The 11,903-nt window shown below is 69.6% G+C and carries 12 protein-coding genes; 6 read left to right on the forward strand and 6 right to left on the reverse strand.

All coding sequences use genetic code 11. The annotated features are described in order from the left end of the window. Nucleotides 1–65: 65 nt before the first annotated feature. On the forward strand, nt 66–563 hold the full coding sequence (locus SBI80_RS24820) for a GNAT family N-acetyltransferase (protein ID WP_318977511.1): 498 nt from the start codon (nt 66–68) through the stop codon (nt 561–563). Between the two features lie 29 nt (nt 564–592). Continuing rightward, nucleotides 593–883, forward strand: coding sequence for a hypothetical protein (locus tag SBI80_RS24825; protein ID WP_318977512.1), 291 nt, complete (start codon nt 593–595; stop codon nt 881–883). On the opposite strand, the gene SBI80_RS24830 is transcribed toward SBI80_RS24825, so the two are convergent. Next, entirely contained in the window at nt 876–1,610 is a 735-nt protein-coding gene (locus SBI80_RS24830; protein WP_318977526.1) for an MBL fold metallo-hydrolase, read from the reverse strand. The genes SBI80_RS24825 and SBI80_RS24830 overlap by 8 nt on opposite strands. A gap of 81 nt (nt 1,611–1,691) precedes the next feature. Between SBI80_RS24830 and fgd the strand changes: the two genes are divergently transcribed. Further along, complete coding sequence (fgd, locus tag SBI80_RS24835) at nt 1,692–2,702, forward strand: glucose-6-phosphate dehydrogenase (coenzyme-F420) (protein WP_318977513.1); 1,011 nt, start codon at nt 1,692–1,694, stop codon at nt 2,700–2,702. 3 nt (nt 2,703–2,705) lie between these two features. Here fgd and SBI80_RS24840 read toward each other — a convergent pair whose 3' ends face one another. Both SBI80_RS24840 and SBI80_RS24845 read right to left on the reverse strand, forming a co-directional pair. Beyond that, nucleotides 2,706–3,026: a DUF732 domain-containing protein gene (locus tag SBI80_RS24840; protein ID WP_318977514.1), complete on the reverse strand. Its 321-nt coding sequence runs from the start codon at nt 3,024–3,026 to the stop codon at nt 2,706–2,708. Between the two features lie 19 nt (nt 3,027–3,045). Next, nucleotides 3,046–3,657: a TetR/AcrR family transcriptional regulator gene (locus SBI80_RS24845; protein WP_318977515.1), complete on the reverse strand. Its 612-nt coding sequence runs from the start codon at nt 3,655–3,657 to the stop codon at nt 3,046–3,048. 96 nt (nt 3,658–3,753) lie between these two features. Here SBI80_RS24845 and SBI80_RS24850 point away from each other — a divergent pair, with 96 nt between their 5' ends. Further along, nucleotides 3,754–4,485, forward strand: a complete 732-nt coding sequence (locus SBI80_RS24850; protein ID WP_318977516.1) for an SDR family oxidoreductase — start codon at nt 3,754–3,756, stop codon at nt 4,483–4,485. Nucleotides 4,486–4,489: 4 nt separating this feature from the next. Here the strand turns inward: SBI80_RS24850 and SBI80_RS24855 are convergent, their stop codons facing one another. Both SBI80_RS24855 and SBI80_RS24860 read right to left on the reverse strand, forming a co-directional pair. Next, the gene (locus SBI80_RS24855) at nt 4,490–5,470 is read right to left on the reverse strand and encodes a hypothetical protein (RefSeq protein WP_318977517.1); all 981 of its coding nucleotides are present in this window, start codon (nt 5,468–5,470) and stop codon (nt 4,490–4,492) included. 71 nt (nt 5,471–5,541) lie between these two features. After that, entirely contained in the window at nt 5,542–7,458 is a 1,917-nt protein-coding gene (locus tag SBI80_RS24860) for a cellulose biosynthesis cyclic di-GMP-binding regulatory protein BcsB (protein WP_318977518.1), read from the reverse strand. A 95-nt stretch (nt 7,459–7,553) separates the two neighbouring features. Between SBI80_RS24860 and pta the strand changes: the two genes are divergently transcribed. After that, nucleotides 7,554–9,668: a phosphate acetyltransferase gene (gene pta, locus SBI80_RS24865; RefSeq protein WP_413232806.1), complete on the forward strand. Its 2,115-nt coding sequence runs from the start codon at nt 7,554–7,556 to the stop codon at nt 9,666–9,668. Further along, nucleotides 9,665–10,813, forward strand: a complete 1,149-nt coding sequence (locus tag SBI80_RS24870; RefSeq protein ID WP_318977519.1) for an acetate kinase — start codon at nt 9,665–9,667, stop codon at nt 10,811–10,813. The genes pta and SBI80_RS24870 overlap by 4 nt, the downstream gene beginning before the upstream one ends. A 61-nt stretch (nt 10,814–10,874) precedes the next feature. On the opposite strand, the gene SBI80_RS24875 is transcribed toward SBI80_RS24870, so the two are convergent. Continuing rightward, on the reverse strand, nt 10,875–11,903 hold a 1,029-nt coding region (locus SBI80_RS24875; protein ID WP_318977520.1), incomplete at its 5' end, for an HNH endonuclease signature motif containing protein.

Consider the following 11,903-nt stretch of genomic DNA (forward strand, 5'->3'; position numbering starts at 1 on the left):
TTGGGCGCGAAAGACTCCCGGCAGGTGTCCGCCGGGGCCATCCGGGGGTCGCGTTGAATGGCCAGGTGACGTCCCCACCGCCTGCCGACGCCGTGCGCTTCGTCTCGGTCGGCCAGCACGATCCGCTGGCCGAGCCGCTACTGGCCGAGCTCGCCGTCGAGTACGCCACCCGCTACGGGGGCACGCCCGAGCGGGTCGGCACGTGGCTGCGTGGCTACCCGGCCGACGAACTCGCCCCGCCGGCCGGGGGCATGGTGATCGGCGTCCTCGACGGTCGACCCGTCACCGGTGGCGCGTTCCGCCGGTTCGACGCCGAGACCGCCGAACTGAAGCGGATCTGGACCGCCAGCACCCATCGCCGTCGCGGTCTGGCCCGGGCCCTGCTCGCCGAACTGGAGACTGCGATTGCGGCCCGCGGGTACCGGCGGGTGTACCTGACGACGGGCGACCGACAGCCAGAGGCCGAGGCGCTGTATCTGGCGACCGGGTACTGCAAGCTGACCGATCCGCCACCCGCCGAGGGCGAGATCTACCCCATCGCATTCCTCAAGCACCTGGCGTGACCCCCCTCCGGTGCGGCTACGCTCGGGCGATGCTCTCGGAGCTGATGGTTGGGTGGCTGCTGCTCGGCGCCGGTCTCCTGACCTTCGCCGCGGGAGTCGGGCTCCGTTCGTACGTCGGTCGCAGGCCGAATCAGCGGGTCGGCCGAATCCTGCGAAGGTTTCGCGAGTCCAAGGCCGGCGCGTTGCTCTACGGCCCCATCGACTCCGATGCGCGCGACCCCGACGAACTCGACCAGACCATCCTGATGCCCACCATCGTGCTGGGCTGCGGCTTCACCCTCACCGCCATCTTCCTGATCGGCTGGGAGATCCTCACCTAGCCAGGGCCAGTGCCGTCGCGTCGGCAACCGGGCCCCGCCAGACCGGGCCGTGCCCCGGCAGCAGCACGTCGGTGTCCAGCATCCCCAGCGCCGACAGACTGCGCACGCAGGCGTCCTGGTCGTGGTTGAACAACCCGGGCAGCAATTGGGGCCCGGTGATGGTCGACACCGGGTGCGCGGTGATCAGGGCGTCGCCGCTGACCAGCACGCCGTCGACCAGATACGAGCAGTGCCCGCCGGTGTGTCCCGGCGTCGGAACCACCGTCGGCGTTCCTGGCAGCGCGGCCGAAACCTCCGCGGTGAGCGCACGTGCGGTCGGAATGCCGTCGTGGGTGAGCGCACCGACCCTGGCGATGTCGAGTGACCACTTGAGGTAGCGCGGGTGCCACGCCTTGGCAGCGAGGTCGATGGGTGAGACCTGCTCCAGGTACTCGCGGTGGGCGTGGCCGACCTCGCTGGAGTGGCAGAAGACCGGTGTGCCATGGGTCTTCGCAAACCAGATGGCGGTGCCGAGGTGGTCGACGTGGGCGTGGGTGAGCAGGATCGCGTGGATGTCGTCGACCTCGAAGCCCAGCCGACGCACCGATTCGAGGACGGCGGGGCGCTGGCCGGGGAAGCCGGCGTCGATGATGACCACGCCCTTGCCGTCGGTGACGAGTGTCCAGTTCACCAGGTCGGTGTGTGCGAAGTGCACGATGTCGGTGATGGGCGTCAACTCGACTGGAATCCGCACCCGGCCAAGTCTAGGGCGCGTCCCGATCGGCACCGCCGCGGAATACCCGGCGCCGCCGAGGAGTAGAACAGTTACGTGGCTGAACTCAAGTTGGGATACAAGGCGTCGGCAGAGCAGTTCGCCCCGCGCGAGCTCGTCGAGCTGGCCGTGGAGGCCGAGGCGCACGGCATGGACAGCGCGACCGTCAGCGATCACTTTCAGCCTTGGCGGCACGAGGGTGGACACGCCCCGTTCTCGCTGGCGTGGATGACTGCGGTCGGCGAGCGCACCAAGCGTCTGGTCCTTGGCACCTCGGTGCTGACGCCGACGTTCCGCTACAACCCCGCCGTGATCGCGCAGGCGTTCGCGACGATGGGGTGCCTGTATCCCGACCGGATCTTCCTGGGGGTGGGTACCGGTGAGTCGCTCAACGAGATCGCCACCGGGTACGAGGGCGAGTGGCCCGAGTTCAAGGAACGCTATGCGCGACTGCGGGAGTCGGTGCGGCTGATGCGAGAGCTGTGGCTGGGCGACCGCGTCGACTTCGACGGTGAGTACTACAAGACCAAGGGCGCCTCGATCTACGACGTCCCCGAGGGCGGCATCCCGATCTACATCGCCGCGGGCGGGCCGCAGGTGGCCAAGTACGCCGGCCGCGCGGGTGATGGCTTCATCTGCACCTCGGGCAAGGGCGAGGAGCTGTACAAGGACAAGCTCATTCCCGCCATGAAGGAAGGCGCGGAGGCCGCGGGCAAGAATGCGCAAGACGTCGACCGGATGATCGAGATCAAGATCTCCTACGACACCGACCCGGAGCTGGCGCTGGAGAACACTCGGTTCTGGGCGCCGCTGTCGCTGACCGCCGAGCAGAAGACCAACATCCACGACCCGCTGGAGATGGAGAAGGCCGCCGACGAGTTGCCCATCGAGCAGGTCGCCAAGCGGTGGATCGTGGCGTCGGATCCCGACGAGGCGGTGGCCAAGGTCTCCGACTACGTCGACTGGGGCCTCAACCACCTGGTGTTCCACGCCCCGGGCCACGACCAGCGCCGCTTCCTGGAGCTGTTCCAGCGCGACCTCGAGCCGCGGCTGCGCAAGCTCGGGTAGCGCTCAGCGCGGGCAGTAGGCGGTCTCGGCGGCCCCGACCAACTTCGCGGCCTGGTCGGGCTGCACGCCGGGTGCGCTACGCACGATGGCGGTGCCGACCGACCGCGCGGAGTTGCCGCCGTGCAGCTGCCGGCAGATCGCGTGTGCGGTGGCGATCATCGACTCGTCGCCCTGGGGGCAGTCCAGCGCGGTCTGGCCGCAGCTCACGTCGTTGGCCTTCAGGATCTCCAGATACTGCTGATCGCTGGCGTCGGCGCGCGCCGGAGCCATCCCCGCGATGGACAGGGCGACCGACGCCGCCGAGCAGATCAGCATGGCTGTCATGGAGAACCGTTGCACGACGTCACCCTACGTCGGCCCGCTGGGGGCGGGGCAGTCGTCCTCCCGGGCCGAACACTCCCGCGGTGGCCAGGTCGACGCGGTGACGGGCGCGTTCAGGGTCGTCGCCGAACCGGTCGATGGCCCAGGACAGGGCCGTGACGAGCTCGAAGACCTCATCGGCCGTGACGTCCGGGCAGGCCGCTCCCGCAGCCGTGGCACGGTGCAGGACGTCGCGGGTCCGTCCGACGAGCCGGGTGGAGACGTCCTGTACCGGCGAGTCGGCGTCCTCCAGTGCGGTGGCGATGCACGTCGGCAGGTCGTTCCAGATGCGCAGCTGCCACGCCAGCCGGTACAGCCATTCACGCAGCGCCTCGCCGGGATCCAGCTCGCTCTCGAGCGCGGCCGACTGCTCGAGGAGTTCGGCGACGCCGTCCTCGATGACGGCGGCCAGCAGGTCGTCGCGGGTGGGGAAGTTGCGGTAGAGCGTGGCGTTGCCGACGCCTGCGGCGCAGGCGATGCCGTCGATCGGAGCGAAGATCCCGTCGGTCTCGAAGATCGTGCGCGCCGCGCGCAGGATCGCGTCGCGGTTGCGGCGGGCGTCGGCGCGCAGCGCACGCGGAGCCTGGTCCGCCATCGCCACCTCCTGCCGGTTGCATAACCGGGGACACTCCCCACATAATCAAATGGGGAGTTACCCCACTTGGGCTCGACCTTAGCAGCAGGAGTGATGATGGCAGAGCGACTCGACGACCGGACGGTCCTGGTGACCGGTGCGAACGGCGGACTGGGAGAGGAGTTCGTGCGCCAGGCGCTCGCCCGAGGTGCCCGCCGGGTGTACGCCGCCGCGCGAACCCCGCGCGAGTGGGAGGACGACCGCGTCGTGCCCCTGCCCCTCGACCTCACCGATCCGGCATCGGTCACCGCGACCGCCGCGGCGGCGCCGGACGTCGACCTGCTGGTCAACAACGCCGCCATCGCTCCGCAGGGGGACGCGTCGATCGCCGGCGCGGACGACGATCTGGCGCACCGGATCTTCGAGACCAACGTGTTCGGCACCCTGCGGGTGACGAAGGCGTTCGCTCCGGTGCTGGCCGCCAACGGTGGCGGCGCGATCCTCAACGTGCTGTCGCTCGCGGCATGGCTTCCGCTGCCGACGGTGTACGCCGCGTCCAAGGCCGCGATGTGGTCGGCCACCAACGGCAGCCGTGCCGAGCTGGCCGCGCAGAAGACCGGGGTGACGGGCCTGATCGTCGGGATGGTGGACACCCCGATGTCGGCGCGCTGGGACCTGCCCAAGGTCAGCGCGGCCAGCGTGGTGGAGCAGGGTTATGACGGCGTGGTCGCCGGGGCCTTCGAGGTGCTCGCCGACGAGGACTCCCGCGACGCCAAGGCCCGCCTCGGCGCCAGCTCCGAGGAACTCAACGCCTACCTCGCCGCGAAGCTCGAGGCCTTCGTGCCCTGACGGGTCAGTGCCGGCAGGTCTCGTAGCGGTCGATCAGCGCTCGCTCCTCGGGCGCGGCCGGGTAGGTGCGCCGGGTGCACCCGCCGATCGTCACGGCGACCGCCGTGGTGGCCTGTCCCGTCGCATCGAGGTGTCCCGACCACGAGTCGGTGGCGGTGTAGAGCACCGGTGGGGGCAGCGTCGCCACGATCGGCAGGTGGCGCTGGGCCAGCTGCAGCGCCTCGGTCACCTCGCGCGACCGAGTCACCTCGGCCACCCAGAGCGGCCCAGTGGTGGGGCCGTTGACGGTCATCGAGACGGCGTGCGGGACGGCTTGGTCGGCATTGAGTGCGGTCCAGGCCCGCAGTTCGGCGTCCGACGGCCAGCGTCCCGTCGAGGTGATCTCCGCCGGGTGCTCCTTGCCCGCCCCAACGATCCAGTGACCGGTGGACAGGCCGGGCGCGGTGGCGGCCAGCGCAGGGTAGGCAGCGGCGACGTCGGCGTAGGTCGTCGAACCTCCGAGCTCGAGCCGGCCGGCGGCGGGCTGATCCCGGATGGCGGCGTACAGGGTGAGCGCGGCGGCGGGGAACCGGGATGAGAGGTTCACCCAGTCGCGCGCCTGCTGCACGATCTGCTGGTCGTTGGTCAGCGGGCGACGGCCGTCGCCGACGACGAATTCGTTGGCACCGCGCGTGACGTCGAGCTCGGTACGGTAACCGGAGTAGTCGACGGCGTGCAGGTGGTCCAGGAACGCTGTGGCGATCGCTGCCACCTGGTCGGGCGTGGCACCGTCGGCGGCGCGGACGTGCACCTCCGCGTAGACGCGCCCCTCGGCGAAGCTGTCGACGACGACGTCGGTGGCCGACTCGACTGCGGGCAGCGAGCGGATCTGCGCGGTCACCTGATCGGTCTGCTGCTGGCGGTCGGGTGGATTGGTGTCGCAACCCGTCAGCAGCGCGGCCGCGAGGACCGCGGCCGCCGCGAACGTCGTTGCAGCGCCGGCCATGCGATCAAGTGTGCCGGTCGCGGCCTCCGCCGGCGAACGCGGGTCGTCGACCAGGCGTGGCCCGCCGCCCCTCACCGCCGGATGCGCCGCCATCGGAGAACCAGCGCTGCCGCGACACCGAGGAGGGCGGAGGCGCCCAGTGCGATGGTGAGCCAGACGTACCACTTCCACCCTTCGCCGGGGGCGATCGACGGACTGGCCGTCGGTGCGTCCAGGCGCACGGCGAGCTCGACGGTGTCCCCGGTCGCTCCGGTCGCGACTACGTCACCTCGCAGCGATCCCCAGCGTCCTTCCGACCCGCGAATGTGGTCGAAGCTGCGATCGATGAGCGCGGGGTCGCCGGAGGTGTCGATCGCCAGAACCATTCGGCCGTCGCTCGAGAACGTCTCGATGACGCCCAGGGGGTCGGTGACGTCCAAGCCGGTGACCGGGGTGCCGTTGACGTCGACGGCAGTCGTGCTCTTCATCAGCAGCGGAGGTACCAGCCCGACGCGGGCCAGTTCCGGTCCAGTGGTGACGGCCAACAGTCCGGATCTGTGCGAGACCGCCGCGTCGAGTGTCGCCACCTTGGGCCGCAGCGTCACCGTGGACTGCTGTCCCATCAGGTTGATCGCCTCGGCGGCGAATCTGATCTCCTGAGCCTTGTCGATCGCTACGTCGAACTCCGGTGTGAATGCCATTGGCATGACCGAGAATCCGTCCTGACGGGCGCTACCCGGGCTGACGGATACGGTCGATTTTGAGTCCACGGCGAACGTCATGCGGTCCAGCAGGCCGGTGCAGTCGCGTCGTGGGACGTAGCGAACCTCCAGGGTCAACGGGACGTTCGAGCTGATCCCGCTTGGAGGTACCTCTGCGGTCACGTCGACCTTGCCCGATGCGTCCAGGACGGCCGACGCCAGGATGGCGCTGCCGGATCGCACCAGCAGTGACGCGTCGGCATTGGTCACCGGGGTGTAGTTGGCGATCAGGTGGACCTTCGCGCCGGCGAGCGGACCGGATGCGAAGGCAGCGGCGTCGAAGCCGACGAAGAGCGTGCTGACTCCGAGCACCGACGTCTCCGCCTTCAGTCCCAGGTCGGCGAAGGTGAGGACGTCGGTCGACGTGGGCGGTCCCTGATCCGACGACGCGACCGAGGCCGACGGCGCCTGAGCGAGGCCGAATCTGCGGTCGGTGAAGAGGTCGACCTGCCGGAGCAGCGCAGCGCCCCGTCCCGAGATGTCGAGGACCGCGGCCGCGGTGTCGGGGTTCTGGACGATCAGCCCCGGTCGATCCGCCTCGATGATCGCGATCGTCCGCTGCGTTCCCACCCCGTCGCTCACCGGAGGGGTGGCACCGGTGTCCACGTCGATGCGCACGGGTATCGGCCGGTACAGGTGGGTGAGTTCGGCGACCAGGGTGAGCGCGGCCTGCTGTTGGTCGCGGCTGGGATTCTGGCCGATCCAGACGACGATGCGATCGAGGTACGCCGGCAGGAAGTCCGCGACGGTTCGCGGATTGGGAACGGGCCCCGAGTACGTCGTGGCGAGCTGGCTCAGCGAGACCGAGGGCGGTTGCCGGCACACCGCTGCGTTCGGGTCGTCGGCATCCCGGATGACGAAGCTCAGCTTCGCCACGCCGTCGAGCACCTCGGCCGCCGAGACGTCGACGGCGAAGGGGGCCGAGGTGACGTCGACGGGCACCGGAACGCTGCCGAGGACCACACCCCGCCCGTCGATGACGTCGACGCGGCCCGTGGCCTTGATCGCAGGTCCGATGACTCCCGTCAGCAGCGTCGGCGAGAGTCCCTGCGGGACGGGGACACCCACCTCGGCGGGCTCGTTGGAGCCGAGCAGCTGCAGACGGCTTGCCAGGCCGAGCTGGGTCCAGCCGATTGCGGGTGGCGCACCGTCGTCGGCGCGCGCGGTCCATGCGGACGGGGGCACCAGCGCGGCGATGCAGGCCGCTGCGACGACGACATGACACAGCCGACGAACGATTCCCTTCACCGTCCTCCTCGCACTACGGTTGGCGATCAACGAGGCTTGACGCGCCAGCAAATTCGTACAGTACTTCAGCAGGGACGGTGGCAACGGCTTCTCGGATGAGGAAGGCTGGGGGCGTGTCCGACAGTCCACAGACCACGCCCGACATTCCCGCCATCTCCGCGATCTACGTCGCCTCGCCCGAGGGCGACACCGGCAAGTCGACCATCGCGCTTGGACTGCTGCACCGGCTTGCGGCCACCGTCGCCAGGGTCGGGGTCTTCCGGCCCATCACCCGGATGGGTGAGGACCGCGATTACATCCTCGAGCTGCTGATCGCCCACAGCACCGCCGGCCTGACCTACGACGAATGCGTCGGCGTGGGTTATCAACAGCTGCACGACGATCCAGAGTCCGCCCTCGCCGACATCGTCGACCGGTATCACCAGGTGTCCGAGAAGTGCGACGCGGTGGTGATCGTCGGCAGCGACTACACCGACGTGACCTCGCCGAGCGAACTCTCGGTGAATGCGCGGATCGCCGTGAACCTCGGCGCACCCGTGGTGCTGGCGGTGCGGGCCAAGGACCGCACGCCCGACGACGTCGTGCACGTGGTGGAACTCTGTCTGGCCGAGCTGGCCGGTCAGCACGCGCACACCGCCGCGGTCGTGGCCAACCGCTGCAATCCCGCCGAGCTGACCGCGGTGGCCGAGGCGCTGAAACGGATCGCGCCGAAGAGCTACGTGCTTCCGGAGGAACCGGTGTTGTTCGCGCCGTCGGTGGCCGAGCTCAGGGACGCGGTGGGCGGTGCGGTGATGAGCGGCGACCCGGATCTGCTCAACCGCGAGGCGCTCGGCGTGCTCGTCGCGGGCATGACGGCCGAGCACGTGCTGGAGCGATTGACCGAGAGCATGGCGGTCATCACCCCGGGCGACCGGTCCGACGTCGTGCTCGCGGTGGCGAGCGCGCATGCGGCGGAGGGCTTTCCGTCGATGTCGTGCATGATCCTCAACGGTGGGCTGGCACTGCATCCGGCCATCGCAGACCTGGTGTCCGGGCTCGGGCTGAGGATGCCGATCGTCACCACCGGGCTGGGCACCTATGACACGGCGCGGGCGGTCGCGTCGGCCAGGGGACGGGTGACGACCGATTCGCACCGCAAGATCGACACGGCGCTGAGCCTGATGGACGAGTTCGTCGACACCGCCGAACTGCTTGCGCAGCTGTCGATTCCGATTCCTTCCGTGGTGACGCCGCAGATGTTCACCTATCAGCTGCAGGACCGGGCGCGCTCGGACCGCAAACGCATCGTGTTGCCGGAGGGGGACGACGACCGCATCCTCCGGGCGGCGGGCCGGCTGCTGCAGCGGGCGGTGGCCGACCTCACCATCCTCGGGGAGGAGTCAGCGGTGCGGGCGCGCGCGGCCGAGCTCGGCGTCGACATCTCGGCGGCCACGGTGATCGATCCGCAGACCAGCGAGCTGTGCGACCGGTTCGCCAAGGAGTACGCGGAATTGCGCAAGCGCAAGGGCGTGACGGTCGAACAGGCGCGAGAGATCATCCACGACGTCTCGTACTTTGGCACCATGCTGGTGCACGACGGCATGGTCGACGGCATGGTCTCCGGCGCCAAGCACACCACCGCGCACACGGTGCGGCCGGCGTTCGAGATCATCAAGACGCTGCCGGACGTGTCCACGGTGTCGAGCATCTTCCTGATGTGCCTGGCCGACCAGGTGCTCGCCTACGGCGACTGCGCGATCGTGCCGGACCCGACGGCCGAGCAGCTGGCGGACATCGCGATATCCTCGGCTCGCACGGCCGCCCAGTTCGGCATCGAACCGAGGGTGGCCATGCTGTCGTATTCGACGGGGACGTCCGGTACCGGTGCCGACGTCGACAAGGTCAGGGCTGCTACGGAATTGGTGCGAAGCAGAGAGCCCGATCTGTTGGTGGAGGGGCCCATCCAGTACGACGCGGCAGTGGAGCCGTCGGTGGCGGAGACGAAGATGCCGGACTCCCCGGTCGCAGGCCGGGCGACGGTGCTGATCTTCCCCGACCTGAACACCGGCAACAACACGTACAAGGCGGTGCAGCGCAGCGCGGGGGCCATCGCGATCGGGCCGGTGCTGCAGGGACTCAACAAGCCGGTCAACGACTTGTCGCGCGGTGCGCTGGTCGAGGACATCGTCAACACCGTGGCCATCACGGCGATCCAGGCGCAGGGCAAGTGAGCGCGGCGCGCACCGTGCTGGTGCTCAACTGCGGCTCGTCGTCGCTGAAGTATGCGGTGGTGCAGCCGGATTCGGGCAGCCAGCTGGCGGACGGGATCATCGAACGGATCGGGGCTGGTCCGATCGCGGACCACGAGGCGGCGCTGCGGGCCGCGTTCGACGAGCTGTCCGCCGCGGGGCTGGACCTGGACTCGCTGGGCCTGGTCGCGGTCGGACACCGCGTGGTGCACGGCGGGCCGGACCTGTACCGGCCGACGGTCGTCGACGACGATCTGATCGCGACGCTGGAGCGACTCGCGCCGCTAGCGCCGCTGCACAATCCGCCGGCGATCGTGGGCATCGAGGTGGCGCGCAAGGTGCTGCCCGACCTGCCGCACGTGGCGGTGTTCGACACGGCGTACTTCCATGATCTGCCGGCAGCTGCCTCGCACTACGCCATTCCGCGAGACGTGGCCGAGCAGTGGCACATTCGGCGTTACGGCTTTCACGGGACGTCGCATCAGTACGTCAGCGAGCAGGCGGCGGCGTTCCTCGGTGCTCCGCTGGAGTCGCTGAACCAGATCGTGTTGCACCTGGGCAACGGTGCCTCGGCCTCGGCGATCGTCGGGGGCAGGCCGCAGGACACGACGATGGGCATGACCCCGATGGAGGGTCTGGTGATGGGCACGCGGTCCGGTGACATCGACCCCGGCGTCATCATGTACCTGAACCGGACGGCGGGCATGAGCATGGCCGAGGTCGAGACCATGCTCAACCGCCGATCCGGTGTCCTCGGGTTGGGCGGTGACATCGACTTCCGGCTGCTGCACCGCCGCATCGACGCCGGCGAGCCGGACGCGCAGTTGGCCTACGACGTCTACATCCATCGGCTGCGCAAGTACATCGGCGCCTACCTGGCACTGCTGGGCACCACCGACGTCATCACCTTCACCGCGGGTGTGGGGGAGAACGACGCCGCGGTCCGCCGCGATGCACTGAGTGGCCTTGCGCCGCTGGGGATCGAGCTCGACGAGCATCTCAACGAGAGCCCAGCCCGTTCGCCGCGCCGCATCTCGTTCGAGACGTCCCCGACGACGGTGCTCGTCATCCCCACCGACGAGGAGCTGGCGATCGCGCGAGCATGCGTGGACGTGGTCTGCGACTAGGGACTTCGGTCCAGCCGGTCGGGGCACCGCTGAACCCATCCGGACTGCGTGGCCCCTCGGGTTACGGGTCGGTCAGGAGTCGGTCGGGGTGGTGGTAGTGGTTGATGCGGGCTTGGCCGACGTCGAGTTCGGGTGGGGGTATCCATTCGACGCCGTGGGGTCCGATGGTGACCGTCCAGCCGAGTTCGGCGAGCAGGTTGTCCCCGCGGCAGGCCAGGACTTCCTCGTCGACGTTGGTCTGGCCACCGTTTCGGGCCCAGCCCCTGGTGTGGTGGACCTGGGTGCCGTAGCCGGGGACGGTGCAGCCGGGTTTGGTGCAGCCGCCGTCGCGGGCCAACAGCACGATGCGGTGCGCGGCGGGCGCGATGCGCTTGCTGCGGCCGGCGTAGAGCACCTCGTTGGTGTGGCGGTCGAAGACGGTCAGGTAGTGGTGGGCGTGGCTGGCCAGGCGGATGAGGTCAGCCATCGGGAGCAGGGCGCCGCCGGCGGTGACGCCGCCGCCGGCCCCTGCTTGCAGCTCTTGCAGGGTGGTCTTCACGATGATCGTGGCCGGTAAGCCGTTGTGCTGACCCAATTCCCCCGAGCTGAGCGCCGCGCGGGCGACCGCGGTGAGGGCATCGTGTTGGCGCTGCCCGACACTGCGGTGATCACCGTCGATCTGGGCTTGGCTGGGCGTGCCCTTGGTGCTGGGATGTTCGTCGTCGGGGTTGCACATCCCGGGTGCGGCGAGCTCGGCGAAGATCGGTTCCAAGCTCGCCCAGGCCAGCGGGTCGAGCTCGCCGCGGATGGGCACCATGCCGTCGGGGCGTTGGCGGCCCACCACGAGGTGGCGCTTGCGGGCGCGTTCGGCGTCGTCGGGTTGGGGGCCGTCCTGGTCGATCAACGCGAGCAGGCGCTCGGCGGCCGTGCGCAGTTCGTCGGGGGCCAGCCCGACGGCCACTGCCACCAGTGTCGTTTCGCACTGCTGGCGGGTGGTCGGGTCGACCCACCCGGGCAGGTGGGCGAAGAACCGGCGGATGACCTCGACGTGGCCGGTACCGATCGCTCCGTCGGCCTGCGCGGTGGCGACCTTGGCCAGCACGGGTTCCTG

It is taken from the genome of Mycolicibacterium sichuanense (genome assembly GCF_033741125.1).
In the GTDB taxonomy this organism is placed as follows: domain Bacteria; phylum Actinomycetota; class Actinomycetes; order Mycobacteriales; family Mycobacteriaceae; genus Mycobacterium.

Coding starts and splice junctions, on each gene's coding strand:
- SBI80_RS24845 (WP_318977515.1), bottom strand. CDS start 3,657: ATGGCGGACCAGGCTCCGCGTGCGCTGCGCGCCGACGCCCGCCGCAAC.
- SBI80_RS24840 (WP_318977514.1), bottom strand. CDS start 3,026: ATGACAGCCATGCTGATCTGCTCGGCGGCGTCGGTCGCCCTGTCCATC.
- pta (WP_413232806.1), top strand. CDS start 7,554: ATGAGGAAGGCTGGGGGCGTGTCCGACAGTCCACAGACCACGCCCGAC.
- SBI80_RS24825 (WP_318977512.1), top strand. CDS start 593: ATGCTCTCGGAGCTGATGGTTGGGTGGCTGCTGCTCGGCGCCGGTCTC.
- SBI80_RS24855 (WP_318977517.1), bottom strand. CDS start 5,470: ATGGCCGGCGCTGCAACGACGTTCGCGGCGGCCGCGGTCCTCGCGGCC.
- SBI80_RS24850 (WP_318977516.1), top strand. CDS start 3,754: ATGGCAGAGCGACTCGACGACCGGACGGTCCTGGTGACCGGTGCGAAC.